Genomic DNA, 25,653 nt, shown 5'->3' with positions numbered 1-25,653 from the left:
GCCCGCTGCAGTCAGCGGACGGGGACGAACACCCGCAGACACGACCGCGCGGTCACGCCCGCAGGGTCTCCTCCAGTTTGCGGGCCACGGTCGTCGCCTCGTCGCTCGCCAGAGGGGTGCCCTGGGGCTGGGTCACGTAGAAGGCGTCGACCGCGTTGGCGCCGAGGGTGCTGACATGGGCGCTGCGCACCCGTACCCCCGCGTCCTCCAGCGCCCGGCCGATGCGGAAGAGCAGCCCGGGGGCGTCCTGGGCGCGTACCTCGATCACCGTCGCGTGCCGGGAGGCCGCCGGGGCCACCGTCACCCGTGCGGGAGGGGCGACCCAGCCGCGCCGTCGCGGGTACGCCGCGTCCCGCTCCGCCAGGCGGCTCGCGATGTCCAGCGAGCCGTCGAGGGCCCGTACGAGGTCGGCGCGCAGGCGGGTCGCCTGGGGCAGGGAGCCGTACTCCGCCGCGACCCGCCACTCCAGCAGCAGCACGGAGCCCTGGTCGACGTCGTGGGGCAGGCGCAGGGCGCGCAGCTCCGCCGTACGGACGGTGAGGCGGTGCATGGCGAGGACACCGGCCACGGCGGGCAGCACCCCGGGCTGGTCGGGGACGGCGATGAGCAGTTCCACGCCGAGCGGCTCGGGTTCCCCGGCGGGCTCGCCCTCCGCCCCGGCGGGCGGTTCGGTCTGGGCGCGCAGCGCGAGCACCGGCCCGCCCGTGCGGAACGCCTCGATGGCGAGCCGCTCCTGTTCGGCGGTGGGTGCGGTGTCCTCGGGTGCGTCGAGGCCGTCGCCGGCGAGGACCGCGGCGACGCGGCGGACGAGGTCGGCCACGAGGGAGCCGCGCCACGACGACCAGGCGGCCGGGCCGGTGGCCAGCGCGTCCGCCTCGGTCAGCGCGTGCAGCAGTTCCAGTGTGCTCTGGGTGCCGACCGCCTCGGCGACCGACCGCACGGTGGCGGGGTCCTCCAGGTCGCGCCGGGTGGCGGTGTCGACGAGGAGCAGGTGGTGCCGTACGAGGGTGGACAGCACGGCCACGTCCGCGCGGTCGAAGCCGATGCGGGCGGCCACGTCCTTGGCGATGATCTCGCCGGCCACGGAGTGGTCGCCGGGCCAGCCCTTGCCGATGTCGTGCAGGAGGGCGGCGACCAGCAGCAGGTCGGGGCGGCTGACGCGGCGGGTGAACTCGGAGGCCCGCACGGCGGTCTCGATGAGGTGCCGGTCGACGGTCCAGACGTGCACGGCGTTGCGCTGGGGGCGGCAGCGGACCCGCTCCCAGTCGGGCAGCAGACGGGTGATCAGGCCCTCGGCCTCCAGCGCCTCCCAGACCTCGATGGTGGGCCGGCCGGAGCCGAGCAGGGTGACGAGCTGTTCGCGGGCCTCGGCGGGCCAGGGCGCGGGCAGGGGGCGCGCGGTGGCGGCGAGGTGCCGTACGGCGTGCAGGGAGAGCGGGAGGCCGGCCTGTGCTGCGGCAGCCGCGGCGCGCAGGGGGAGTACGGGGTCGCGGTCGGGGCGTGCGGCGCGGGCGAGCACCACCTCGCCGTCCATCTCGACGACGCCTTCGGCCAGCGGGGACCGTTCCGCGACGGGCTTGCCGCCGCCCAGCATGGCGCGCAGACGTGGCCGCACGGCGCGCGAACGCAGCACGCGCCCCACTTCGCGCCAAGTGACATCGCTGGCGTACGAGATGACCCGCGCGGCCTCGTAGACCTGCCGCAGGAGCGTGTCGGCGTCCAGCAGGCCCAGCTCGGCGGCGACCTGGTCCTGTTCCTGGAGCGCGAGCCGGTCGGTGGCCCGCCCCGTCGCCAGGTGCAGGGCGTCACGGACGTCGAGGAGGCGGCGGCGGGCGTCGGCGAGGCCCTCGCGGGGCGCGTCGGCCAGCCAGGAGGCGGCGACGGCGCGCAGTGCGGTGGCGTCCCTGAGTCCGCCCCGGGCCTCCTTGAGGTCCGGTTCCAGCAGGTACTGCAATTCGCCCTGGCGCTCGGCGCGTTCGGCGCAGAGCTCCTGGAGTTCGGGCAGGCGTTTGGGGGCCTGGTTGCGCCAGTCGGCGAGGACGGCGGTGCGCAGGCCGGCCGTCAGTCCCAGGTCGCCGGCCAGATGGCGGGCGTCCAGCAGGCCGAGGTGGACCTTGAGGTCCTCCCCCGCCGTCCGGCGGGCCTCCGCCGGGGTGCGCACGGAGTGGTCGAGGGCCAGGCCCAGGTCCCAGACGGGGTACCAGAGGCGGTCGGCGAGGGCGGCGACGGCCTTGGGGTCGCTGCCGTCGTGCAGCAGCAGGAGGTCGAGGTCGCTGCGCGGGGACAGTTCGCCGCGGCCGTAGCCGCCGACGGCGACGAGTGAGACGCCCCGCAGTTCCTCGCTGCCCGCGGTGAACAGGCCCGCGAGCCAGTCGTCGGTGAGCTCGGAGAGGGCGGTACGGCGCGGCGGCCCGGACCGCGCCCCCTCGGTGAGGAGGCGCAGCCGGGCCGCCGCGTAGCCGCTGGGTCCCGAGTCCTCTGCTTCGTTCCGCACGTCCGTACTCGTCACCCAGCGACTCCTGTTCTTCTGTGCCGTCAGAGCGCGTCCGGGCCGCGCTCGCCGGTGCGGACCCGTACGGCCGTCTCGACCGGGAGGGACCAGACCTTGCCGTCACCGATCTTGCCGGTTCGGGCCGCCTTGACGATGACGTCGATCAGCTGCTCGGCGTCGTCGTCCTCGGCCAGTACCTCTATGCGGATCTTGGGGACGAGGTCGACGGTGTACTCGGCGCCGCGGTAGACCTCGGTGTGTCCCCGCTGACGACCGTAACCGCTGGCCTCGGTGACCGTCAGGCCGTGGACGCCGAAGGCCTGAAGGGCTTCCTTGATCTCGTCCAGGCGGTGGGGCTTGACCACTGCGGTGATGAGCTTCATGCGTCCACCTTCTTGGCTGCGGTGTCGGCCACCGGGGCCGGGACGGCGGTCGTACGGGCGGCGCCGCCGCCGGCACCGCTGAAGTCGTAGGCGGTCTCGGCGTGCTCGGCCTGGTCGATGCCGGAGATCTCCTCGTCCTCGGTGACGCGCATACCGATGGTCTTGTCGAGGAGGAAGGCGAGGACCGCGGAGGCGACCAGGGAGTAGCCGAGGACCGCGCCGACACCGGCGAACTGCTTCCACAGCTGGGTCCACGAGTGGTCGCCGTAGAAGACGCCCGTCGCGGTCGACTGGCCCTTGCCGGTGGCGAAGAAGCCGATGAGCAGGGAGCCGATGATGCCGCCGACCATGTGGACGCCGACGACGTCGAGGGAGTCGTCGTAGCCGAACTTGTACTTCAGGCCCACGGCCGCGGCGCAGGCGACACCGGCGATGGCGCCGACGGCGATCGCGCCGAGCGGGGAGACCGCGCCGCCGGACGGGGTGATCGCGACCAGACCGGCGACCGCGCCGGAGGCGGCGCCCAGCGTGGTGAACGCGCCGTGGCGGATCTTCTCGTAGGCGAGCCAGGCCAGCATGGCGGCGGCGGTGGCGACCTGCGTGTTGACGAACATCAGCGCGCCGACGCCGTCGTCGTTGCCGAGCCACGAGCCGGCGTTGAAGCCGAACCAGCCGAACCACAGCAGACCGGCGCCGAGCATGACCAGCGGGAGGCTGTGCGGGCGCATCGGGTCCTTCTTGAAGCCGACGCGCTTGCCGATGACCAGGATCACGCCGAGGGCGCCGGCACCGGCGTTGATGTGGACCGCGGTACCACCGGCGAAGTCGATCACACCGAGCTTGAAGGCCCAGCCGTCGGCGCCCCAGACCCAGTGGGCGACCGGGACGTAGACGATCGTCAGCCACAGGGCGACGAAGAGCGCCCACGCCGAGAACTTGACGCGGTCGGCGATGGCACCGCTTATCAGGGCCGGGGTGATGATGGCGAACATCATCTGGAAGACCATGAAGACGAAGATCGGGATGGTGTAACCGTCCCAGAGCTCCGTCAGCCCGACGTTGCTGAGGCCGAACCAGTCGGAGTTCCAGCCGATGAGGCTGTTTTTCGTACCGAAGGCGAGGGAGAAGCCGTAGAGCACCCAGAGAATGGTGACGATGCCCATGCTGATGAAGCTCATCATCAGCATGTTGAGAGTGCTCTTGACCCGGACCATGCCTCCGTAGAAGAAGGCCAGACCCGGGGTCATGATCAGCACCAGGGCGGAACAGATGAGCATGAAGCCTGTGTTGGCGGCAGACAGCTTGGGTGCCTCCGCGGCAAGCGTGATGGCTGGTGCCATCGGCGTCTCCTCGTCGTTGGTACGGCCCCGTGCGGGCAGAGCCTGAGCGGTGTTTGAGGGGTGGGCCGGTTATGCGCCATGAGATTGACGCAGCGCGGTTTCGATGGAAGCCCCTCGTTGTTTCGCGGCGGTGACGAAGGCGCCTTGCGTGTTACGCGTCGGTGAATCGCCGGATCTGCGGCGGCACGATCGTTATCGTGGCGCAACCTTCGATGAAGGGAAAAAACCGGCCGCGGGCGGCCTTCCGATGACCTGGCATGGGGGAGCCGAGTCGGGCAGTTCGGGAGGGCCGGCCGCGGCCGGGGCTGTGTGCTTTCGCCGGGCCGTCAGACCGCTTCGGCGGTCTCGGGCAGTTCCACGGCGAGCCGGTCGGTGAGGTCGACGATCTCGGTGAGGTCGCCGAAATCGCGTACGGCGGTGTCGACGGTCTTTCGGATACGAGTGTTGACGCGTTCGGAACGGACCTTCTTGGCCGCGCGCATGGCCTCGGTGGCGAGCAGGGCGCCCTGTTCGGGTTCGCGGCGCAGCAGGTGGACGGTGGCCATGCCGATCAGATTGAGGGCGTAGGACCGCTGGTAGTCGCCGCCCTCCTGGGCGAACAGCTGGACGGCCTTGCGCATGAGGGGTTCGGCGAGGGACGCGTAGGTGGGGCTGCGGCCGGCGACATAGGCGAGGTCGCGGTAGGAGTGGGAGTTCTCACCGTAGAGCTCGGCCTCGGAGAAGAAGCGGATCCAGTCGGGGTCCGGCTCGTCCCAGTCCTCGGCGTCGGCGAAGGTGTCCTCGGCCATCCGCACGGCTCGCTTGCAGCGGCTGGGCTGGCCCATGTTGGCGTAGGCGCGGGCCTCCATCGCATACAGCATGGACTGGGTGCGCGGGCTCGCGCAGTCCCGGCTGCCGTACTGCGCGAGGTGGATCAGCTCCAGGGCGTCCTCGGGCCGCCCGAGGTGGATCATCTGGCGGCTCATGTTGGAGAGGATGTACGAGCCGAGCGGGCGGTCGCCTGCCTCCTTGGCGGCGTGCAGGGCGAGGACGAAGTACTTCTGGGCGGTGGGCTGGAGTCCCACGTCGTACGACATCCAGCCGGCCAGTTCGGCGAGCTCGGCGGCGACCTTGAAGAGCCTCCTGGCGGTGGCCTCGGGCTGGGGCTCCTGGAGGAGGTCGGTGACCTCGTGCAGCTGGCCGACGACGGCCTTGCGGCGCAGGCCGCCGCCGCACTGGGCGTCCCACTGCCGGAACATCACGGTGGTGGACTCCAGCAGGTCCAGCTCGGGCCGGGAGAGGCGGCCGCGGGCGCGGCTGGTGGGCAGCGGGCGCTCGGGCTCCTGGTGCGGGTTGGGCGGGGTGGGGACGAGCCAGCGCTGCATGGGCTCGATCAGGGCCGGGCCCGCGGACAGGGCCAGCGAGCTCCCGAGGAAGCCGCGCCGCGCCAGCATGAGGTCACTGCGCGAGAACTCGCTGAGCAGGGCCACCGTCTGGGGGCCCGTCCAGGGCAGGTCGACACCGGTGGCGGAGGGCGACTGCCGTGCGGTGCGCAGACCGAGGTCCTCGACGGAGACGACACAGCCGAACCGCTCGGAGAACAGCTCGGACAGGATCCTGGGGATGGGTTCTCGGGGGTTCTCGCCGTCCAGCCAGCGGCGGACGCGGGAGGTGTCGGTGGAGATGTGGTTGGCGCCCAGCTGGCGGGCGCGGCGGTTGACCTGGCGGGCCAGTTCGCCCTTCGACCAGCCGCTGCGCACGAACCACGACGTGAGGAGTTCGTTGAGGCGCTTGTCGGCGCTCGCAGCGTTCGTCCCGCTACCGTCGTTGCCGCTCACTGGAACGCCCCCATCCCTGAGACCACTCGACGCTGAGTGCGCCGAGTCTTGAGTGGGCCAAGCCTTACCAGAATGCCGCTGACGGCCGCTTCCCGTCCCGCGGTTCTCACCCTTCGAACGGGAAGCCGAGTTGCCTCCGGCATACCCACGAGCGGCATGTGCACTCAGGACTCGTGCACCCAAAGTAATCCCACGATCACGGGTCCAGCCATGGCGATCCCGGAAACGCCACCATTCGCCACCCCTTCGAATGAACTCACGACGGCCTTCACGCGATTCACTTGACATTGACCGGCCGGGAATGGATGGAGCGATGCACCCAGGGGCGCGCATCGCGGACCGCACCACCCGGAGCGCTTCAGGGCGCCGTCCTTCTGGGACGCCCCCCGAGGCATAAATACAGAGAGTCACGTTCCGCGTCCGCTACGTAACCACCGGTGCGTCGGACCCGTTGGAGGGGGCATGGGCTTCACGATCGGCGGCATTCGCGAGATCCGCTCCGGCGCGCGCAGGCGTGGCCGTCCGTCCGAGTGCACGGTCGTAGCGGAGTGCACCGCGCTGTGGGGGTGGGACGTCGTGCCGGGCGCCCGCGCCGCGGCGGGCGCCTGCTCCTGCGGCCGTTCCGACTGCCGGGCGCCCGGGGCGCATCCGCTCGACTTCGCGCCGCAGCTGTCGGCGGGCGCCACGCTCGACGAGGTGACCAAGGTGTGGGGGGACTTCCCCGGCGCGTCGGTGATGCTGCCCGTGGGGCGCGCCTTCGACGTCATCGAGGTCGCCGAGTCCGCCGGGCGCCGCGCCCTGGTCCGGCTGGAGCGGATGGGGCTGCCCCTCGGACCGGTCTCGGCGACCCCGGAGGGCCGCGCCCAGTTCTTCGTGGCGCACGGCGCCGCCGCCGAGCTGACCGACCTGCTCTACCGCATGGGCTGGGACGATCCCGCCGCCCTCGACCTGCGCGGCCTCGGCCCCGGTGGGTACGTCACCGCCCCGCCGTCCGACCGGGGCGGGCTCGGCCCCGTGCGCTGGCTGAGGCCGCCCGAGCTGGACACGGCGACGCGACCGCCGGCGGCCCGCCTGCTGCTGGGGACGCTGGCGTACGTGGCGCACCGGTCGCGGGCCTAGCGCCGCCCCTCCCCGGGCGCCGGCGTCGTCACGGCGTCGGCGCCGCGCACAGCGAAGCGCCCGCTCCCCGACTGCACCTCGGGGGGCGGGCGCTTCTTCGCTGTCACTTCCGGATTCTCGGAGGTGGTGCTACTCGCCGATAAGGGCGTCAACGAACGCCTCCGGCTCGAACGGCGCCAGGTCGTCCGCGCCCTCGCCGAGCCCGACGAGCTTGACGGGAACACCCAGCTCCCGCTGCACGGCGATGACGATGCCGCCCTTGGCGGTGCCGTCCAGCTTGGTCAGCACGATGCCGGTGATGTCGACGACCTCGGCGAAGACCCGGGCCTGGACGAGGCCGTTCTGGCCGGTGGTGGCGTCGAGGACGAGCAGCACCTCGTCGAGCGGGGCGTGCTTCTCGACGACGCGCTTGACCTTGCCGAGTTCGTCCATGAGGCCGGTCTTGGTGTGCAGACGCCCGGCGGTGTCGATGAGCACCACGTCGACGCCCATCTCCTTGCCCTCCTTCACCGCGTCGAAGGCGACGGAGGCGGGGTCCCCGGCCTCCGGCCCGCGCACGGTGTGGGCGCCCACGCGCTCGCCCCAGGTCTGGAGCTGGTCGGCGGCGGCGGCGCGGAAGGTGTCGGCGGCGCCGAGGACGACCGTACGGCCGTCGGCCACGAGGACGCGCGCGAGCTTGCCGGTGGTGGTGGTCTTGCCGGTGCCGTTGACGCCGACGACCATCACGATGCCGGGCTTGCGGTCCTCGGGCTCGGTCCGCACCGTGCGGTCGACATCGGTGCCGACGAGCTTGAGCAGCTCCTCGCGCAGCAGCCCGCGCAGTTCGTCGGGGGTGCGGGTGCCGAGCACCTTGACGCGCTCGCGCAGCCCGTCGACCAGCTCCTGGGTGGGCTGCACGCCGACGTCGGCGGTGAGCAGGGTGTCCTCGATCTCCTCCCAGGTCTCCTCGTCGAGGTGCTCGCGCGACAGCAGGGTGAGCAGGCCCTTGCCGAGGGCGTTCTGGGAGCGGGAGAGGCGGGCGCGCAGGCGGACCAGGCGGCCGGCGGAGGGCTCCGGGATCTCGATCGGGGGCGCCTCGACCAGGTCGGCGGGCGGCTCCTCGACCTCGACCGGGGCGGAGCCCGGGAGATCCACTTCCTCGATCGTGCGGCGTGGTTCGTCGCGGGGTGTCTCGGCCTCGTCGCCGACGTGCGGCTCGGCCGGAGGGGCGGTGATGTCGGGCGCGGCGGGCGGCGGCGGGGGCAGCGACTTCTTCCGTCGGCTGCCGATCACGAGCCCGCCGAGCGCGCCGAGCACGACCACGGCGATGACTACAGCAAGGATGACGGTTTCCATAACCTGTCCAGTATCAGTCATGGAGTGCCGCGACACCGCTCTGGATGTCTGACACACCGTCAGCTAACGTCCCCCTCCACACCCGCCCGGTGAAGGGGGCCCCATGCCCGTCTCGGTCGTCCGTTTCAACCTCGTCGAACCCGGCGCCACCCCGTCCTCGCTCTCCGCCCGCTACCGGGCGGCGCTGGAGATGGCCGCGTACGCCGACCGGCACGGGATCACCACCGTCCAGACGGAGGAGCACCACGGGGCCGCCAACAACTGGCTGCCCTCCCCGTTCGCCTTCGCCGGCGCGGTGTTCGGGGCGACGAGGAACATCGCGGTCACCGTCTCGGCGGTGATCGGCCCGCTGCACGACCCGCTGCGGCTGGCGGAGGACATCGCCGTACTGGATCTGCTGAGCGGCGGGCGTCTGGTGACGGTCGCCGGGATCGGATACCGGCCGGAGGAGTACGCGCTGTTCGGCGTGGACTGGAAGCGGCGCGGCAGGCTCCAGGACGAGCTGCTGGAGACGGTGCTCAGGGCGTGGACCGGCGAGGAGTTCACCTACCGGGGCCGTACGGTACGGGTCACCCCGCGCCCGTACACCCGGCCGCACCCCCTGCTCCTGGTCGGCGGCTCCTCCCGGGCCGCCGCGCGCCGGGCCGCCCGCCTCGGCCTCCCCTTCTTCCCGAGCGCCCACCTCCCGGAGCTGGAGGCGTACTACAAGGAACAGCTGACCGCGTACGGCACGGAGGGCTGGACGATGATGCCCACCGCCGAGACCCCGCTCCTGCACATCGCCGAGGACCCGGACCGGGCCTGGGCCGAGTACGGCGCCCACTTCCTCCACGAGGCCCGCACCTACGCCTCCTGGCAGTCCGGGGACATACGGTCGGCGGTGAAGTCGGCGGCCACGACGGTGGAGGAACTGCGCACGGAGGGCGTGTACCGGATCCTGACCCCGCAGGAGTGCGTGGACCAGGGCCTCGACAACCTCGTCCTGCACCCTCTGGCCGGCGGAATGCCGGTGGACGAGGGATGGCGGAGCCTGCGGTTGTTCGCGGAGCGGGTCCTTCCGGCGCTGGGGGCTGAGCCGGGGCGATAACCGGTGGTCGTCTCGACGAGTGAGCCGCCGCACCCGCCCGGGCGGGTGCCGGGCGGGGGCGGCGGACGGTACGAGGAGAGGGGCAGCGGGGACTTGGCCCTTCTCCCCGAGTGCGCGGGGCTGCTCAGCCCATCTCCTCCAGCGCCTTGCCCTTCGTCTCCTTGACGAACTTCAGGACGAACGGGATGGAGAGTGCCGCGAAGACCGTGTAGATCACGTAGGTGAAGGAGAGGTTCCAGTCGGCCAGCGACGGGAAGCTCGCGGTGATCGCCCAGTTGGCGATCCACTGTGCGGCGGCGGCCACGCCCAGCGCGGCCGCGCGGATCTTGTTCGGGAACATCTCGCCGAGCATGACCCAGACGACCACACCCCAGGACAGGGCGAAGAAGAGGACGAAGATGTGGGCCGCGATCAGGGCGGTCCAGCCCTGGGCGCTGGGCAGCTTGCCGTCGACGAGGTCGTAGGAGAAGGCCCAGGCCTCCAGGGCGAGGCCGATCACCATGCCGACCGAGCCGATGATGGAGAGCGGGCGGCGGCCGACGCGGTCCACGAAGATCATGGCGATCACGGTGCCGACGATGTTGATGATCGACGTCGTGAAGGAGTAGAAGAACGAGTCCGTCGGGTCGACGCCGACCGACTGCCACAGCGTCGAGGAGTAGTAGAACGCGACGTTGATGCCGACGAACTGCTGGAAGACGGACAGACCGATGCCGATCCAGACGATCGGCTTGAAGAAGAAGCCGCCGCCCAGCAGATCGCGGAAGGTGGACTTGTGCTCGCTCTTCATCGCGTGCTCGATCTCGGTGACGCGGGCGTCCAGGTCGATGCGCTCGCCCTCGACCTCGGCGAGGATCTCGCGGGCGCGCTCGCGCTTGCCGACGGAGATCAGGAAGCGGGGGGACTCGGGGATGGCGAAGGAGAGCAGGCCGTAGAGGACGGCCGGGACCACCATGACGCCGAGCATGACCTGCCAGGCCTCCAGGCCCATCAGGGTGCCGCGCTGGTCGCCGCCGGCGGCGTTCAGCAGACCCCAGTTGACCAGCTGGGAGATGGCGATGCCGATGACGATGGCGGCCTGCTGGAAGGAGCCGAGCCGGCCGCGGTAGGCGGGCGGGGCGACCTCGGCGATGTAGGCGGGGCCGATGACGGACGCCATGCCGATGGCGAAGCCGCCGACGACGCGCCAGAGGGCGAAGTCCCACAGGGAGAAGGGCAGCGCCGAGCCGACGGCGCTGACCGTGAACAGCACGGCGGCGATCTGCATGACCCGGATGCGGCCGATGCGGTCGGCGATCCGGCCGGCGGTCGCGGCGCCGATGGCGCAGCCGATCAGGGCGATGGCGATGACCTGCGCGAGGGCGGCGGAGCCGATGTCGTAGCGGTCGCGGATGGCCTCGACGGCGCCGTTGATCACGGAGCTGTCGTAGCCGAAGAGGAAGCCGCCCATCGCGGCCGCCGCCGCGATGAAGATGACGTGCCCGAGATGATCGGGGTGAGCCGTCCCGGCTCCTGACTGCTGTGCCTGCGCTGTGCTGGTCACGTTCAACTCCTAAGGCCACCGGCAACGCTGCCTGAAGGCAAAAACAACAATGGAGACCCTATGCCTTCAAGTTTCGAAACCACTAGACAGAGTGGTGTGAGAAAACAGGCACGCCTCAGGAGGTTGTGTTCAAAGGTTGAAGGACGTGAAGCCGAGGTGCTGAGCTAGCGCAGCCGCTGGCTGATGACCTTCGACACCCCGTCGCCCTGCATCGAGACGCCGTACAGCGCGTCGGCGACCTCCATCGTGCGCTTCTGATGCGTGATCACGATCAGCTGCGAGGACTCCTGGAGCTCCTGCATGATGCGGATGAGCCGCTGGAGATTGGTGTCGTCGAGGGCGGCCTCGACCTCGTCCATGACGTAGAAGGGGCTCGGCCGGGCCTTGAAGATCGACACCAGCAACGCCACGGCGGTGAGCGAGCGCTCGCCACCGGAGAGCAGGCTCAGCCGCTTGACCTTCTTGCCCGGCGGACGGGCCTCGACGTCGACACCCGTGGTGAGCATGTTGTCGGGGTCGGTCAGCACGAGCCGGCCCTCACCGCCCGGGAACAGCCTGCTGAACACGCCCTCGAACTCCCGGGCGGTGTCCCGGTACGCCTCGGTGAAGACCTGCTCGACGCGCTCGTCGACCTCCTTCACCACCTGAAGCAGGTCGGCGCGGGTCTTCCTCAGGTCCTCCAGCTGCTCACTGAGGAACTTGTGGCGCTCCTCCAGCGCGGCGAACTCCTCCAGGGCGAGCGGATTCACCTTGCCGAGCTGCTGGTACGCCCGTTCGGCGGCCTTGAGGCGCCGCTCCTGCTCGGCCCGGTGGAACTGCTTCGGCTGGTTGCGGGGGTGCTCCGGGTCCTCGGGCAGCTCCTCGCCCTCGGCGGGCGGGGACGGCGGTACGAGCTGATGCGGGCCGTACTCGGAGACGAGCCCGGCCGGCTCCACGCCCAGCTCCTCCAGCGCCTTGGTCTCCAGCTGCTCGATCCGCAGCCGCTTCTCGGCGCCGAGCACCTCGCCGCGGTGCACCGAGTCGGTGAGCTTGTCGAGTTCGGCCTTGAGGTCCCGGCCGGTGGTGCGGGCGGCGGCCAGCTCCTGCTCCCGCCGGGCCTTCGCCGCGTCGGCGGCGACCCGCTCCGCCTCGGCGCGGCCGAGGGACACCTCGACGTGCGCCAGCAGCTGCCGGGCGCCGGCCGCGACGGCCTCGGCGACGGCGGCCTCGTGGCGCAGCCGTGCCCGACGCTGCTCGGCACGCGCGCGTGCCTCGCGCTCGGCGCGGGCGGCCCGGTCGAGGGAGTCAGCCCGGCCGGCGAGGCCCTTGACGCGCTCCTCGTGCGTACGGACCTGGAGGCGGGCCTCCATCTCGGTCTGCCGCGCGTTGGCGCCGTCGGCGGCGAGCCGGTCCCGCACGGAGGTGTCGGGCTCCTCCTCGACCGGCATCTCCTCGGCGACGGCGAGGCGTTCGGCGAGCTCCTCGACGTCCTGGAGCGCCTTGTCGAGCGCCTCCTGTGCGCGGGCGGCCGCGGCGACGGAGCGCTCGGCCTCTCCTGCCGCGCCTCGTGCCTGCCCTGCGAGGCGGCCGAGCTGCTGGGCCACGGCCGACTTCTCGCGGTCGGCGGCGCGGCGGCGCTCCGCCAGTTCCTCGACGAGGGCGGCACATTCCTTGCGGCGCTCCCCCGCCGCCTGCTGCGCCGCGGTGAGTTCCTCGCACCGGACGGCCAGCTCCTCCAGCTCCGCGGCCGCCTCGTCCACGGAGGCCTGTACTTCCAGCAGGCTCGGGGCGCCCGCGGAGCCGCCGTGGGCGAAGTGGGCGCCCAGGAGGTCGCCTTCGGCGGTGACCGCGGTGAGGTGGGGGTGGGCGTAGACGAGCTCTTCGGCGGCCTCAAGGGTGTCGACCACGACGATGCCGTGCAGGAGGCGGCGGATGGAGGGCATGAGGTGGGAGGGGGCGCGGACGAAAGACGCGGCGTGAGGCTGTTGGGCGTCCGCGGGTTCGTCGTGGCTTGTCGCGCGGTTCCCCGCGCCCCTTTCAGGTGCGTCGTCTCCCGCTACCAGGAGAGATGCTCGGCCCCCGTCCTGCTTGCGCAGCCATCGGATCGCTTCCGCTGCCGCCGTCGGTGACGTGACCGCCAGCGCGTCCGCCGCCGCGCCGAACGCTGCCGCCAAGGGGATCTCGTATCCCGGCGTCACCGTGAGCAGTTCCGCCGCCGGGCCCAGCAGGCCGGTCAAGCGGTCCTTCGCGGCGAGCAGTGCGCCGCTGCCGTCCTTGCGGCGCAGGCCCAGGGCCAGGGCCTCGTGGCGGGCCTGGGTCGCCGCGCGGGTGCGTTCCGCGGCTGTGGCCGCGTCTCGGGCAGCCGAGAGCGCCGCCTCCGCCTCGGTCAGCTCGCGCCTCGCCGCCTCGTGCTGTTCGGCCAGGTCCTCGTCGCCCGCGTCCAGGGCGTCCACCTCGGCCTTCAGGGCCTCGTACTCCTCCTGGGCCGCGACGGCACGTTCCTGCGCCTCGTCGCGGGCCGCCGCCAGGCGGTCGATCTCGGCCTGGGCGGAGGCGGCACGGGAACGGGCCGCGTTCACCTGGCCGTTGAGGCGGGCCAGGCCCTCGCGGCGGTCGGCGATGGCGCGGGCCACGTCCTTGAGGCGGCGTTCCTCCTGGGCGAGCTCGCGCTCCAGCTCGGCCCGGTGCGCGACCGTGTCCTCCAGGGCGTGCTGGGCCGCGTCGAGGGCGGCCTCCAGCTCGGCCTCCTGTTCGCGGATGCGGGCGGCCTCGCGTTCCATGTCCTCGGGGTCGCGGCCCCGGCGTTCCTCCGGCGGCGCCGAGGTCGCGCTCTTCACGCGCGCGTCGGCGAGGGAGATCGTGCCGCGGACCCGTTCGGCGAGCTGGGAGAGCTCGTACCAGGTCTGCTGGGCGCGCTGGAGGCGCGGGGTGAGCCGGCGTACCTCGTCCTCCAGGAGCGACTCCCGCTGGAGAGCCTTGCGCAGCTCCTGCTCGGCCGCCTCCTTGCGCTCCTTCAGGGCGGCCTCGTCGGCGACCTCGGCGCGCAGCGCCTCCCGCAGCCGTACGAGATCGTCGGCGAGCAGGCGCAGGCGCGCGTCGCGCAGGTCGGCCTGGATGACGGCGGCCCGGCGGGCGACGGCGGCCTGGCGGCCCAGGGGCTTGAGCTGGCGGCGCAGTTCGTCGGTCAGGTCCTGCACGCGCGCGAGGTTGGCCTGCATCGCGTCCAGCTTGCGCAGGGCCTTCTCCTTGCGCTTGCGGTGCTTGAGGACGCCGGCGGCCTCCTCGATGAAGGCGCGGCGGCCCATGGGGTCGGCGTGCAGCACGGAGTCCAGCTGGCCCTGGCCGACGATGACGTGCATCTCACGGCCGATGCCGGAGTCGGAGAGGAGCTCCTGGATGTCGAGGAGACGGCAGGTGTCGCCGTTGATCTGGTACTCGCTGCCGCCGTTGCGGAACATGATCCGCGTGATGGTGACCTCGGCGTACTCGATGGGCAGGGCGCCGTCGGAGTTGTCGATGGTGAGGGACACCTCGGCGCGGCCGAGCGGGGGGCGCCCGGTGGTGCCGGCGAAGATGACGTCCTCCATCTTGCCGCCGCGCAGCGACTTGGCGCTGTGCTCGCCCATGACCCAGGTGAGCGCGTCCACGACGTTGGACTTGCCCGAGCCGTTCGGGCCGACGACGCACGTGATCCCCGGTTCGAACCGGAGCGTGGTCGCCGAGGCGAACGACTTGAACCCACGGAGGGTCAGGGCCTTGAGGTGCACGCCGCCGGACTCTACCTTCCGGGGGTGTCTCACTGCATGAACCGGCGGTTTCACCCATGAACGTCCAGGGCACACCATTCGTTAAAGAGACTGAAAGGTGCGCGGGGCAACGACCGGGGCCGGCGGACGGGGGAGGCAAGAAAGAAGGGACGCCGAAGCGTCCCTTGCAACTCTGTACAACATTGCGGTTCGACGCGGTTGAACGGACAACCCAACCGCTGCGAGGGTTGTTGTGGAGCGGTGCAGCGATCAGGTGAGCGCAGGCTCCGCCTGGTGTGCGTCGATGCTCTCCATGATCTCGTGAGAAGCGGCAGCCTGCAGTGCGTCGTTCTCCGCCTGGATCCGTACGAGCTCGGATTCCAGGTCCTGGACACGCTGCTGGAGCCGTCGCATCTCGGCGAGGAGTCGCGGGTCGGAGCCGCCGACGTAACCGAGAAGCGCCTTTGCCATGATGGATGGTCCTCCACACTGAGTGACCGACCGAAGCGGTGTGGGTCGTGAGGGATTCGCACCCGCGGTGCTTGGCAGGATCGAGTTCGTGCTGCCGTTCATCCATGCCAAACAGCTAAGGTGCGCGGGGCTTTCAGCGTCTCACCAAAAAGTTTGACGGTCAACACGATCACGCCCCGTATCGGTGGGCATCCCGGTGCGCTCGGCCGGAAACGGCGGCGCGGCATGGTCCTCGGGGCCCTCGGGGCGTGGCGATCATCCTTGCGTGCGGAGCCTGCCATCGCAAGCCCTTCTTGGCAACCACCTGGCCCTTTCCCCGGGCGGCGGATGCCGGGGGCATGCTCCCGGGGTCTCGCGGGGGCCGTCGGCGCGGGTGGATCAGCGGATCGCGAAGCCGTCGTAGCCGCCGCGGGGTGTGTCCCAGATCTCGGTGACGCCGTCCACCCGCCCGGGCGTGTCGTCGCCCTGGAGCCAGTCGAGCAGCCCCTCGCAGCCCGCGCGGGGGCCTTCCGCGACGACCTGGACCCGCCCGTCGGCCAAATTGAGAGCAAAACCACTCAGGCCGCCGATCTCAAGCGCTTTCGCCCGCGTGAACCAGCGGAAACCCACGCCTTGGACCCGTCCGCGCACCCAGGCGACCAGCCGTACATCCTCGCTCATGGGTGCAACCTAACTGGCCAATGTCACTCGGGACACTTGCTCCCCCAGTGGCATGGGGTACCGTCCCCACCCAATGAATCTCATATGAAACTCACCCGATCGGGTGAGTCTGGTTGACCATGAGGAGTCATTGACCACAGGTCACGGGTCGACCACAGGGACGCCGAAGGACGAGGAAGGCCAGGACATGGGACGCCACCGACGCTCCGCCGCCGGCCGCGCCGCCACGGGCCGCGCCACGGGGGTCACGCAGCCGGACGGTTCGCACACGCGGAGCCACGCCCCCGGGGACTCGTACCGGGACGGGGGCGAGCCCACGCTGGGGATCGCGCCCTATCTGAACCCGGAGGCGTACGCCGACGCCTACGCCAAGAGCCACGAGTATCTGTACTCGACGGACGACGAGTACGCCCCCGGTGACCGCACGGCGGTCTTCACCGCCGACGGCTTCTCCCCCGACGGCGGTCCGCGCCGTCCGGGCGGGCGGCGCCGCCGCAGGAAGGCCGTGACGCCGGTCAAGACCGGTCTGCTCGGGGTCTCCGCCGCGATGGCCCTCGGCACGGTCGCCGTGGCCACCGGCGTGGTGCCCGGCCTCGACAGCTACAAGCTCGGCGGCACCAGCAGCACCGGGGACAAGGTGCGGGCCGCCGACTCACCGACGAACTCGGCCTCCGAGCAGGGCGGCACGTCCGGCTCCGCCGAGAGCCGCGGCTCCACGTCGACCAGCCGCCACGCCGGCCGTACGACGACCCCGCCGGCCTCGACGTCCCCGTCGGCGTCCCCCTCGGTGTCGGCGTCGCCGACCGAGACGGCCACGAAGACGCCGTCGGCGACCCCGACGAAGAAGAGGACGCCGCAGAGCACGCCCTCGAAGCGGGCCTCCAAGGCGCCCCAGCGAAGCAGCGCGCCGATCACCGTCTCGGCCGAGGCCCAGGCGGCGGCCGAGGTGCTCAGGCTCGTCAACGAGGAGCGGGCGAAGGTCGGCTGCAGCGCGGTCGCCGCGAACAGTTCGCTGGCCCAGCTGGCGGAGGCCTTCAGCGACGACATGGCCGCGCGCGGCTTCTTCGACCACACCGACCCCGACGGCAAGACCCCGTGGGACCGCGCGGCGAAGGCCGGCATCTCCGGCCTGGGCGGCGAGAACATCGCCCGGGGCCAGGCGGACGCGGCCGCGGTGATGGACGCCTGGATGAACAGCCCCGGCCACCGGGCCAACATCCTGAACTGCGACTTCAAGACCCTCGGCGTCGGCGTCCACTTCGGTCCGGGCGGCCCTTGGTGGACGCAGGACTTCGGCTACTGAGCCGTCCGCCCGGAAGGTCGGGCGGTCAGGCGGCCACGCGACCCTGGGCGAAGACGCGGGCCGTCTGCGTCACCCGGCGGCCCAGGTGCTCGGCCGTGGCGATGTCCGCCTTGTGGACGGCGTCCGGGCCCTCGTCGACGTTGGTCTGGGCGGCCGCGCCGGCGAAGACGCCGAGGCGGTTGAGGTCGTGCTCGGAGCCCTCGCTGTTGTTCCAGCCGGGGTGCAGGCCGAGGTTGACCCAGTGCATGCCGTGCTGTCCGGCGAGGATCTGGAAGAACTGCAGGGTGTGCAGCTTGTCGCCGCTCTTGGAGCCGGAGTTGGTGAAGCCGGCCGCCAGCTTGTCCTTCCAGTCCTGGCCGAACCAGCGCTTGGAGGACGCCTCGGCGAAGACATGGAAGGCGCCGGACGCGGTGCCCATGTAGGTCGGCGAGCCGAAGACGATCGCGTCCGAGCGGTCCAGGGTCTGCCACTGCTCGTCGGTGATCTCGTCGACCTTGATCAGGTGCACTTCGGCACCCGCTTCGACGGCACCGGCGCGGACGGCTTCGGCGAGCACGGCGGTGTGGCCGTAACCGGAGTGGTAGGCGATGGAAACGACAGGGGTGGTCATGGGTGTCTCCTCGAATGGGGCAGCTCGGAAGCAGTAACCACAGGAAAGCACTAACTTCTGGTTAGTGCAATCTCGCGGTTAGCGCTGCCCTGGAGTAGGCTTGCCGTATGGACAGCACCCGGCAGCGCACCCCCGAGGACGACCTCGCGTACAACGTGTTCGCCAAGGCCTGCCCGTCGCGGGGCACGCTGGAGCACGTCACGGGCCGCTGGGGCGGACTGACGCTCGGCGCGCTGTACGAGGGCTCGCTGCGCTTCAACGAGCTGCGCCGCCGCGTCGACGGCGTGAGCGAGAAGATGCTGTCCCAGACCCTGCACGCGCTGGAGCGCGACGGCCTGGTGCATCGCGAGGCACAGCCGACCAACCCTCCCCGCGTGGACTACGAACTGACGCCCCTGGGCCGCCGGGTCGCCGAGCGGCTGCTCGCCCTCATCGACTGCGTGGAGGGCGCGATGGACGACGTCCTCGCGTCCCGCGCGCGCTACGACGAGACGCGCGGCGCCCTCTGACACCTCGGGCAGAAGTAGCTGGACCGGTTCATCCAGGGGCGGCGGCCCATGGGTGTGCCGCAGCGCTTGCAGGGCAGGCCCTCCCGTCCGTACGCGTCGAGCGAGCGGTCGAAATAGCCCGACTCGCCGTTCACATTGACGTAGAGGCTGTCGAAGCTGGTGCCGCCGACCGCGAGGGCCGCGTTCATCACATCCCGTATGTGGCCGAGGAGTTCGGCCGTGCGGGGGCGGGTGAAGGTGGCGGTGGGGCGGTCGTAGTGCAGACGGGAGCGCCACAGGGCCTCGTCCGCGTAGATGTTGCCGACGCCGCTGATCAGCGACTGGTCCAACAATGACCGTTTGATGGTGGTGCGTCTGCGGCGCAGTGCCTGATGGAACGCCTCGTCGTCGAACAGGGGGTCGAGGGGGTCACGCGCGATGTGGGCGATGACGTCGGGCAGCCCGTCGAGGGTGGTGTCGTGCAACGACAGTCCGCCGAAGGTGCGCTGGTCGACGAAGCGCAGTTCGGTGCCGAGGGCGTCGGTGAAGCGCACCCGGATGCGCAGATGCCTCTCGTCGGGCGCCTCGTGCGGCTGCACCAGCAGCTGGCCGCTCATGCCGAGGTGGGCCAGCACCGACTGGCCGGTGTCCTCCAGCGGCAGCCACAGATATTTGCCGCGCCGGCTGGGCGTACCCACGCGATGGCCCTTGAGCCGGTGCGCGAAGTCGTCCGCGCCGGCCGTGTGCCGCCGTACCGCGCGCGGGTGCAGCACCTCGGCGTCGGCGACCGTGCGATGGGCGACCCACCGCTCCAGACCGCGCCGGACGACCTCGACCTCGGGCAATTCGGGCATGCGCTCCCCCGTGACTACGGTGGTGCACGAGCCGAGCGCCCGCCCCGAGTCTGTCGTCAGGGGGCGGGCGCTCGGTCGCGCTGTACTGCTGTGGGTGATGTGGTCAGGCGGAGGCCGGAGCCGCGTCCGCGTCGCCCTCGGCGGCGTGGGCGGCCGCCGTCCTGGCGCGCTCGTCGGCGGCGGCCCGGATGGCCCGCCAGGCGGACTCGGCGGCCTGCTGCTCCGCCTCCTTCTTGCTGCGGCCGGTGCCGGTGCCGTACGAGACGCCTCCGACGCGGGCGGCAGCAGTGAAGGTCTTCTCGTGGTCGGGGCCGGTCTCCGTGACCTGGTACTCGGGCACGCCGAGCCCCTCGGTCGCAGTGAGCTCCTGGAGGGAGGTCTTCCAGTCCAGGCCGGCACCGAGGTTCGAGGACTTCTCGATCAGCGGGTCGAACAGGCGGTGCACCAGTTCGGAGGCCGCGTCGAGGCCCTGGTCGAGATAGACCGCGCCGATCACCGCTTCGAGGGTGTCGGCGAGGATGGATGCCTTGTCCCGGCCGCCCGTGCCCTCTTCACCGCGGCCGAGCCGGATGAAGGAACCCAGGTCGAGGCCGCGACCGACCTCCGCCAGCGCACGCGAGTTGACCACCGCGGCCCGCAGCTTGGCCAGCTGGCCCTCGGGCAGGTCGGGGTGGGTGCGATACAGCGTGTCCGTGACCACGAGGCCCAGCACGGAGTCCCCGAGGAACTCCAGGCGCTCATTGGTCGGCAGACCGCCGTTCTCGTACGCGTAGGACCGGTGGGTCAGCGCACGCACCAGAAGGGCGGACTCGAGCTTGTACCCGAGCCGCCCTTCCAACAGCGTGTGGGACGAGGCCTGATTGTCGCCCGAGTTCTTCTTCGGCGTGGACACAGTGCCTCTCACCAGCCGCTCAGACCTCGAGGACCTGGCGCTTGTTGTAGGTGCCGCAAGACGGGCACGCGATGTGCTGCTGCTTGGGCTCGTGGCAGCGCTCGCACGCAACCAGGGTGGGGACCGCAGCCTTCCACTGCGACCGGCGGTGGCGCGTGTTGCTGCGCGACATCTTCCGCTTCGGAACAGCCACGGCTACTTCTCCTGCTTCTCGTCGACGCCAGCTTCGGCGCCGCTCATCTCGTCCTTCTCGCCGGGTTCGATCGAACCGGCGAGTCCCTGCAATGCCGCCCAACGGATGTCGACGGCGTCGTGGTGGTGGTCCGGGTCGTCCACGAGCCGCGCTCCGCACTCGGAGCACAGGCCCGGGCAGTCTTCCTGGCACACCGGCTGCATCGGCAGTGCGAGCACCACCGCATCGCGCAGCAGAGGTTCGAGGTCGAAGAGTCCGTCCTCGAGGAAGTACCTGTCCTCGTCGTCCTCGGCGTCGTCGCCGGGTTCCGCGATCACACGGCCCCGGTCGTCGGCGTCAGGGTACGAGAACAGTTCCTGGAAGTCCGCTTCGACGTCGAGCTGAAGCGGCTCCAGACACATTACGCACTCCCCCTCGGCCTGTGCACGGGCGGTGCCTGTGACAAGCACCCCTTCCATGACCGACTCAAGGCGGAGTTCGAGCTCCACCGGGGCGCCTTCCGGCACTCCGATGACGTCCTTGATCCCGAGATCCTTCGGAGCGTCGACCGCGCGGGTCAGGCGCTGGAGCGCACCAGGACGCCGTCCCAGCTCGTGCGTGTCGAACACGAGGGGGTTGCGGTGGTCGAGGCGGGCGTTCAGGGCCATTCCTGCTTTCGGTCTTCCGAGTGGAGGGGACGCCGCCCAGCGGTGTGCGGGGGCAGCGCTGATCGCGGACGTACACGCGACCGAAGAGCCAGGATACTGGAGCTTTCGCTCACAGCCCAATCCGGTCTCCCGGGCCGGCGGTGACGGGCGAGGGGGGGCCGTCGGCTACAGGCCGCGTTCCTGCTCGTAGGCGCGCAACTGCTCGGCGCTGATCATGCTGGTGTCGAAGAGACTGGTCTCGTCGAGCGCGTTCGCCTGGTGCTGCTGCGGCTGCTGGTAGCCCTGGTTCGGGTCGTACGCGGCCTGCTGGGCGTCGTAGCCCTGATAGGCGTACGGGTCGGCCTGCTGGTAGCCGTAGGCGTCCTGCTGGCCGGCGTAGGTCTGCTGCTGGTAGCCGCCGGCGTACGGATCCGGCTGCTGCTGATAGCCGTAGGCCGGCTGCGGCTCGTACTGCGGGGGCTGCGGCTGCTCGGCCGGGGCGTCCTGTTCCGCGAGGGCGGCGAGGTCGGCGAGGTAGTCCGCGTCGGAGGAGTGCTGGAAGGTCGTGGTGTCGTCGGCGAGGGCGCCGAGGTCGTCGGTGGCGATCCGGCCGTGCAGCTTCTGCCGGCCGCGGCCGACGGCCTCCAGGGTCTTGGCGAGCACCGCCTCGAAGGCGCCCAGCTTGGCGTCCACGTACGCGTCGGCGTCGCGGCGCAGGGTCTCCGGGTCGTGGCTGCGCTCGGGGGCGTCCTCGTCCTCGTAGCCGTTCTCGTCGGTGCCGGGGCCGGTGCCGAGGAGCTTCTCGCGGCCGCGGCCGACGGAGCCGAGGGTCTTGGTGAGGACGACCTCGAAGTTGGCGAGCTTGGAGTCGACGTAGTCGTCGGCCTCGGCGCGGATGTCCTCGGCCTCCTTGCGGGCCTCGGCGAGGATGCGGTCGCCCTCGGCCTGGGAGCGGCGGGCGACCTCGGTGTCGGAGATCAGGGAGCCGCGTTCGGCGTGCGCGTGGGAGATGATCCGGTCGGCTTCCTGGCGGGCCTGCTCGACCATCTGCTCGCGGTCGCCGATCAGCTCCTGCGCCTGGGCGAGGGAGTCGGGCAGGGCGGCCCGTACCTCCTCCAGCATCGCGAGCAGTTCGGCGCGGTTGACCATCACCGAGGCCGACATGGGCATCGACCGGGCGTTGGAGACCGCGGTGACGATCTCGTCGAGCTTCTTCTGCACGTCCACCGTGTGCTCGCCACTCTCTACAGCTGTGATGGAGACGGACGGGACGACTGTAGCCCCATCAGCCCTCGCGCAGGCGCTTGTTCAGGGCCTGGAGAACCACCGGCGGGACCAGGTGGGAGACGTCGCCGCCCCAGGTCGCGACCTCCTTGACGAGCGAGGAGGACAGGAAGCTGTAGGTGGGGTTGGTGGGCACGAACAGGGTCTCCACACCGGAGAGCCCGTTGTTCATCTGGGCCATCTGCAGCTCGTAGTCGAAGTCGCTGACGGCGCGCAGGCCCTTGACGATCGCGGGGATGTCGCGCTGCTTGCAGAAGTCGACGAGGAGGCCGTGGAAGGCCTCGACGCGGACGTTGCCGTACTCGGCGGTGACCTGGCGGATCAGGTCGAGCCGCTCGTCGACGTCGAACAGGCCCTTCTTGGACTTGTTGATCATGACCGCGACATAGACCTCGTCGTACAGCCTGGAGGCGCGGGAAATGATGTCGAGATGTCCGTTGGTGATCGGGTCGAACGACCCGGGACAGACGGCGCGGCGCACTAGTGATCCCTCGCTCTCCGGTCCGGTCATCGTGCGTCTTCGCACGTAGAGGCGGCGCGACCGTACCAAAACGTTCCCTCGCCGTAGCGACGGGACCGGAGTGCTTCAAAACCCTCCGGCCACCCGAATTCACCGCCTCTGGTGCTGCGCTCCACGGTGACGAGCGCGTCCGTCGCGAGCCAGCCCCCCGAGCGGAGTGTGAGGAGAATCTCCCGAAGATCGTGATCTGTGACTCGGTACGGCGGGTCCAGGAAGACGATGTCGTACGGCTCGGTCGGCGCCGGTTGCTGGATGATCTGCTCCGCTTTGCCCGCCCGGACCTCGGCGCCGGGGAGGCCGAGGCTCTTGACGTTCTCGCGGATGGTGCGGGCGGCGCGGGCGTCGGCCTCGACGAGGAGGGTGTGGCTCGCGCCGCGGGAGAGGGCTTCGAGGCCTACGGCGCCGGAGCCGGCGTAGAGGTCGAGGACGCGTTCGCCGTCCAGGGGGCCGCCCAGGAGGGACTGCCAGGTGGAGAGGAGACCTTCGCGTGCGCGGTCGGAGGTGGGGCGAGTGCCGGTCCCTGGCGGGACGGCGAGGCGGCGACCGCCGGCTGCGCCGGCGATTACGCGGGTCATTTTTCGTCCTCGGTCAGGGGTGGTTACGGATTCAGTGTGGCAGCAGGTCCGTGGTGGTTGCTCGCGCAGTTCCCCGCGCCCCTTACGGGACGCTCTCCCTCAGCCCTTTTCCAAGTACTGCTCCCTCTCCTCGTCCAAGAGGGCGTCCAAGGCCGTCCGTAGGCCGGGAAGTCCGGTCAGCTCCGGGTCTGCCGCCACCACAGCGGCCGCCTCCTCGCGCGCCTCCGCGATGACCTCCTCGTCCTCGATGACGGCGAGGACCTTCAGGGAGGTGCGGGCGCCTGACTGGGCCTGGCCGAGGACGTCGCCCTCCCGGCGTTGTTCCAGGTCGATGCGGGAGAGCTCGAAGCCGTCCAGGGTCGACGCCACCGCGTTCAGACGCTGGCGGGCGGGGCTGGCCTCGGGCATCTCGGTGACCAGGAGGCACAGGCCCGGCGCCGAGCCCCGGCCGACGCGGCCGCGCAGCTGGTGGAGCTGGGAGACGCCGAAGCGGTCGGCGTCCATGATGACCATCGCGGTGGCGTTCGGGACGTTGACGCCGACCTCGATGACCGTGGTGGCGACCAGGACATGGGTCTCGCCGGCGGCGAAGCGGCGCATGACCGCGTCCTTGTCGTCGGGGTGCATCCTGCCGTGCAGGACCTCGACGCGCAGGCCCTGGAGGGGGCCCTTGGCGAGCTGGTCGGCGACGTCCAGGACGGCGAGGGGCGGGCGCTTCTCGGCCTCGTCCTCGGCGGACTTCTTCTGCGGGGCCACCTCCTCGTCGCCGATGCGGGGGCAGACGACGTAGGCCTGGTGGCCCTTCTCGACCTCCTCGCGGACCCGCTCCCAGGCGCGGGCCAGGAAGTGCGGCTTGTCGGCGGCCGGGACGACATGGCTGGCGATGGGCGAGCGGCCGGCCGGGAGCTGGTCGAGGACGGAGGTCTCCAGGTCGCCGAAGACGGTCATGGCGACGGTGCGCGGGATGGGCGTGGCCGTCATGACGAGCAGATGGGGCGGCTTCTTGCCCTTGCCGCGCAGGGCGTCGCGCTGCTCGACGCCGAAGCGGTGCTGTTCGTCGACGACGACCAGACCGAGGTCGTGGAACTGCACCTTGTCCTCGATCAGCGCGTGCGTGCCGATGACGATGCCGGCCTCGCCGGTGACCAGGTCGAGCAGCGCCTGACGGCGGGCGGCCGCTCCCATCGACCCGGTGAGCAGCACGACCTTGGTGCCGTGCTCGGCCCCGCCCAGCATGCCGCCCTCGGCGAGCTCGCCCATCATCTCGACGACGGACCGGTGATGCTGCTGGGCGAGGACCTCGGTGGGCGCGAGCATGGCGGCCTGCCCGCCGGCGTCGACCACGGCGAGCATGGCGCGCAGGGCCACCATGGTCTTGCCGCTTCCGACCTCGCCCTGGAGCAGCCGGTGCATCGGGTGTTCGGTGGCGAGGTCGTCGAAGATCTCCTTGGAGACCTTCTGCTGGCCCTCGGTGAGGGTGAAGGGGAGGCGGTCGTCGAAGGCCGCGAGGAGGCCGTCGGGGCGGGGCCTGCGGGCGACGGCGGGGAGCTGGGCGTCGGTGTGGCGGCGGCGGGCGAGGGCGACCTGGAGGACGAAGGCCTCGTCCCACTTGAGGCGGGCGCGGGCGTCCTCGATGTCGGCCTTGGTGTGCGGGCGGTGGATCTTGAGGAGGGCTTCCGGGAGGGTGACGAGCCCTCGGCCGGCCCGCAGGGTCTCCGGGAGGGGGTCCACGGCCTCCTGGGCGCTCGGCAGGACCGTCTGGACGGCCTTGCCGATCTTCCAGGACTCCAGCTTGGCCGTGGCGGGGTAGATCGGGATGAGGGCGCCGGCCCAGGTCTCGACCGTCTCGTCCGCGTCACCGCGGAGCAATTCGTAGGCCGGATGGGCCAGTTGGAGTCGGCGGTTGAAGACGGAGACCTTGCCCGCGAACATCGCGCGTGTGCCCGGCAGGAGCTCCTTGTGGGGCTTGTGGACGCCGTTGCCGAAGAAGACCAGCTGGAGGCGGCCGCTGCCGTCGGTGATCGTGACCTCCAGGCGCTGGCCCTTGCCGCGGGGCGCCTTGGCGGAGGCGAAGGCGTGCAGGCGGGCGTCGGCGACCATGGCGACCACCGTGACGTGCTCGTCCATGGGGAGGTCGGCGAGGTGGGTGAGCTGTCCGCGCTCCTCGTATCTGCGCGGGTAGTGGTGGAGGAGGTCGCCGATGGTGTGCAGGCCGAGGTGCTCGGCCATCACCTTCGCGGTGGGGGCACCGAGCACGTTCTTCAGGGGTTGTTCCAGTGCGGGCACGAGATCCATTGCACACCACGGCACTGACAATGCCGTATACGTCTGTCGAAA

General features: G+C 71.1%; 22 protein-coding genes. 4 read left to right on the top strand and 18 right to left on the bottom strand.

Translation table 11 applies throughout. The features are described 5' to 3' along the window. Nucleotides 1-52: 52 nt before the first annotated feature. The 4 genes from ACZ5NW_RS19065 to nsdA form a co-directional block, all read right to left on the bottom strand. Nucleotides 53-2,509, bottom strand: coding sequence for a [protein-PII] uridylyltransferase (locus tag ACZ5NW_RS19065; protein WP_468744985.1), 2,457 nt, complete (start codon nt 2,507-2,509; stop codon nt 53-55). 26 nt (nt 2,510-2,535) lie between these two features. Next, on the bottom strand, nt 2,536-2,874 hold the full coding sequence (locus ACZ5NW_RS19060; RefSeq protein ID WP_003997576.1) for a P-II family nitrogen regulator: 339 nt from the start codon (nt 2,872-2,874) through the stop codon (nt 2,536-2,538). Continuing rightward, entirely contained in the window at nt 2,871-4,214 is a 1,344-nt protein-coding gene (locus tag ACZ5NW_RS19055) for an ammonium transporter (RefSeq protein WP_468744984.1), read from the bottom strand. Before ACZ5NW_RS19055 ends, ACZ5NW_RS19060 begins: the two co-directional genes overlap by 4 nt. Nucleotides 4,215-4,540: 326 nt before the next feature. Beyond that, a complete protein-coding gene (gene nsdA / locus ACZ5NW_RS19050) occupies nt 4,541-6,031 on the bottom strand; it encodes a transcriptional repressor NsdA (protein WP_468744983.1) in 1,491 nt (496 codons plus the stop codon). Between the two features lie 462 nt (nt 6,032-6,493). Between nsdA and ACZ5NW_RS19045 the strand changes: the two genes are divergently transcribed. Further along, nucleotides 6,494-7,150: a bifunctional DNA primase/polymerase gene (locus tag ACZ5NW_RS19045; RefSeq protein ID WP_468744982.1), complete on the top strand. Its 657-nt coding sequence runs from the start codon at nt 6,494-6,496 to the stop codon at nt 7,148-7,150. A gap of 129 nt (nt 7,151-7,279) precedes the next feature. Here ACZ5NW_RS19045 and ftsY read toward each other — a convergent pair whose 3' ends face one another. Next, nucleotides 7,280-8,485 carry a signal recognition particle-docking protein FtsY gene (ftsY, locus tag ACZ5NW_RS19040; protein WP_468744981.1) on the bottom strand — a complete coding sequence of 402 codons (1,206 nt, stop codon included), beginning with the start codon at nt 8,483-8,485 and terminating at the stop codon, nt 7,280-7,282. Nucleotides 8,486-8,588: 103 nt separating this feature from the next. Here ftsY and ACZ5NW_RS19035 point away from each other — a divergent pair, with 103 nt between their 5' ends. Beyond that, nucleotides 8,589-9,572, top strand: a complete 984-nt coding sequence (locus ACZ5NW_RS19035) for an LLM class flavin-dependent oxidoreductase (protein WP_468744980.1) — start codon at nt 8,589-8,591, stop codon at nt 9,570-9,572. Between the two features lie 124 nt (nt 9,573-9,696). Here ACZ5NW_RS19035 and ACZ5NW_RS19030 read toward each other — a convergent pair whose 3' ends face one another. The 4 genes from ACZ5NW_RS19030 to ACZ5NW_RS19015 form a co-directional block, all read right to left on the bottom strand. After that, nucleotides 9,697-11,115, bottom strand: a complete 1,419-nt coding sequence (locus ACZ5NW_RS19030; RefSeq protein ID WP_468744979.1) for a sugar porter family MFS transporter — start codon at nt 11,113-11,115, stop codon at nt 9,697-9,699. A 164-nt stretch (nt 11,116-11,279) separates the two neighbouring features. After that, entirely contained in the window at nt 11,280-14,861 is a 3,582-nt protein-coding gene (smc, locus tag ACZ5NW_RS19025; protein ID WP_468744978.1) for a chromosome segregation protein SMC, read from the bottom strand. A gap of 249 nt (nt 14,862-15,110) precedes the next feature. After that, a complete protein-coding gene (locus ACZ5NW_RS19020) occupies nt 15,111-15,311 on the bottom strand; it encodes a hypothetical protein (RefSeq protein WP_468744977.1) in 201 nt (66 codons plus the stop codon). Between the two features lie 378 nt (nt 15,312-15,689). Beyond that, entirely contained in the window at nt 15,690-15,971 is a 282-nt protein-coding gene (locus tag ACZ5NW_RS19015; protein WP_468744976.1) for an acylphosphatase, read from the bottom strand. A gap of 187 nt (nt 15,972-16,158) precedes the next feature. Between ACZ5NW_RS19015 and ACZ5NW_RS19010 the strand changes: the two genes are divergently transcribed. After that, nucleotides 16,159-17,274, top strand: coding sequence for a CAP domain-containing protein (locus ACZ5NW_RS19010; protein WP_468744975.1), 1,116 nt, complete (start codon nt 16,159-16,161; stop codon nt 17,272-17,274). 25 nt (nt 17,275-17,299) lie between these two features. On the opposite strand, the gene ACZ5NW_RS19005 is transcribed toward ACZ5NW_RS19010, so the two are convergent. Next, on the bottom strand, nt 17,300-17,884 hold the full coding sequence (locus ACZ5NW_RS19005) for a flavodoxin family protein (RefSeq protein WP_468744974.1): 585 nt from the start codon (nt 17,882-17,884) through the stop codon (nt 17,300-17,302). Between the two features lie 107 nt (nt 17,885-17,991). Between ACZ5NW_RS19005 and ACZ5NW_RS19000 the strand changes: the two genes are divergently transcribed. Then, entirely contained in the window at nt 17,992-18,393 is a 402-nt protein-coding gene (locus ACZ5NW_RS19000) for a winged helix-turn-helix transcriptional regulator (RefSeq protein WP_468744973.1), read from the top strand. Here the strand turns inward: ACZ5NW_RS19000 and mutM are convergent. From mutM to recG, 8 genes are all read right to left on the bottom strand, one after another. Further along, nucleotides 18,366-19,226 (bottom strand): bifunctional DNA-formamidopyrimidine glycosylase/DNA-(apurinic or apyrimidinic site) lyase, encoded by an 861-nt coding sequence (gene mutM / locus ACZ5NW_RS18995; protein WP_468744972.1) that lies wholly within the window; start codon nt 19,224-19,226, stop codon nt 18,366-18,368. The two genes, ACZ5NW_RS19000 and mutM, sit on opposite strands and share 28 nt — an antisense overlap. A 103-nt stretch (nt 19,227-19,329) precedes the next feature. Then, complete coding sequence (gene rnc / locus ACZ5NW_RS18990; RefSeq protein ID WP_468745106.1) at nt 19,330-20,118, bottom strand: ribonuclease III; 789 nt, start codon at nt 20,116-20,118, stop codon at nt 19,330-19,332. 19 nt (nt 20,119-20,137) lie between these two features. Next, entirely contained in the window at nt 20,138-20,311 is a 174-nt protein-coding gene (rpmF, locus tag ACZ5NW_RS18985; protein ID WP_003951102.1) for a 50S ribosomal protein L32, read from the bottom strand. A 2-nt stretch (nt 20,312-20,313) separates the two neighbouring features. Next, entirely contained in the window at nt 20,314-20,958 is a 645-nt protein-coding gene (locus tag ACZ5NW_RS18980; RefSeq protein WP_468744971.1) for a YceD family protein, read from the bottom strand. A gap of 165 nt (nt 20,959-21,123) precedes the next feature. Continuing rightward, the gene (locus ACZ5NW_RS18975; protein ID WP_468744970.1) at nt 21,124-22,164 is read right to left on the bottom strand and encodes an ATP synthase F0 subunit B; all 1,041 of its coding nucleotides are present in this window, start codon (nt 22,162-22,164) and stop codon (nt 21,124-21,126) included. 58 nt (nt 22,165-22,222) lie between these two features. Next, nucleotides 22,223-22,702 carry a pantetheine-phosphate adenylyltransferase gene (coaD, locus tag ACZ5NW_RS18970; RefSeq protein ID WP_468745105.1) on the bottom strand — a complete coding sequence of 160 codons (480 nt, stop codon included), beginning with the start codon at nt 22,700-22,702 and terminating at the stop codon, nt 22,223-22,225. A 26-nt stretch (nt 22,703-22,728) separates the two neighbouring features. After that, nucleotides 22,729-23,316, bottom strand: a complete 588-nt coding sequence (gene rsmD / locus ACZ5NW_RS18965; RefSeq protein WP_468744969.1) for a 16S rRNA (guanine(966)-N(2))-methyltransferase RsmD — start codon at nt 23,314-23,316, stop codon at nt 22,729-22,731. Between the two features lie 99 nt (nt 23,317-23,415). Then, a complete protein-coding gene (gene recG / locus ACZ5NW_RS18960; RefSeq protein WP_468744968.1) occupies nt 23,416-25,611 on the bottom strand; it encodes an ATP-dependent DNA helicase RecG in 2,196 nt (731 codons plus the stop codon). Nucleotides 25,612-25,653: the final 42 nt, after the last annotated feature.

Source organism: Streptomyces sp. NPDC032126 (assembly GCF_055580085.1).
The sequence above is the reverse complement of the archived record's forward strand: the minus strand, read 5'-3'. Positions and strand labels throughout refer to the sequence as shown.

Bases quoted from the DNA above. Each gene is read 5' to 3' on its own strand.
- ACZ5NW_RS19045 (WP_468744982.1), top strand. From the start codon at position 6,494: ATGGGCTTCACGATCGGCGGCATTCGCGAGATCCGCTCCGGCGCGCGC.
- rsmD (WP_468744969.1), bottom strand. From the start codon at position 23,316: ATGACCCGCGTAATCGCCGGCGCAGCCGGCGGTCGCCGCCTCGCCGTC.
- ACZ5NW_RS19000 (WP_468744973.1), top strand. From the start codon at position 17,992: ATGGACAGCACCCGGCAGCGCACCCCCGAGGACGACCTCGCGTACAAC.
- ACZ5NW_RS19015 (WP_468744976.1), bottom strand. From the start codon at position 15,971: ATGAGCGAGGATGTACGGCTGGTCGCCTGGGTGCGCGGACGGGTCCAA.
- recG (WP_468744968.1), bottom strand. From the start codon at position 25,611: ATGGATCTCGTGCCCGCACTGGAACAACCCCTGAAGAACGTGCTCGGT.
- ACZ5NW_RS18980 (WP_468744971.1), bottom strand. From the start codon at position 20,958: ATGGCCCTGAACGCCCGCCTCGACCACCGCAACCCCCTCGTGTTCGAC.
- ACZ5NW_RS19010 (WP_468744975.1), top strand. From the start codon at position 16,159: ATGGGACGCCACCGACGCTCCGCCGCCGGCCGCGCCGCCACGGGCCGC.
- ftsY (WP_468744981.1), bottom strand. From the start codon at position 8,485: ATGGAAACCGTCATCCTTGCTGTAGTCATCGCCGTGGTCGTGCTCGGC.
- ACZ5NW_RS19035 (WP_468744980.1), top strand. From the start codon at position 8,589: ATGCCCGTCTCGGTCGTCCGTTTCAACCTCGTCGAACCCGGCGCCACC.
- ACZ5NW_RS19020 (WP_468744977.1), bottom strand. From the start codon at position 15,311: ATGGCAAAGGCGCTTCTCGGTTACGTCGGCGGCTCCGACCCGCGACTC.
- ACZ5NW_RS19055 (WP_468744984.1), bottom strand. From the start codon at position 4,214: ATGGCACCAGCCATCACGCTTGCCGCGGAGGCACCCAAGCTGTCTGCC.
- ACZ5NW_RS19005 (WP_468744974.1), bottom strand. From the start codon at position 17,884: ATGACCACCCCTGTCGTTTCCATCGCCTACCACTCCGGTTACGGCCAC.
- mutM (WP_468744972.1), bottom strand. From the start codon at position 19,226: ATGCCCGAATTGCCCGAGGTCGAGGTCGTCCGGCGCGGTCTGGAGCGG.
- ACZ5NW_RS19060 (WP_003997576.1), bottom strand. From the start codon at position 2,874: ATGAAGCTCATCACCGCAGTGGTCAAGCCCCACCGCCTGGACGAGATC.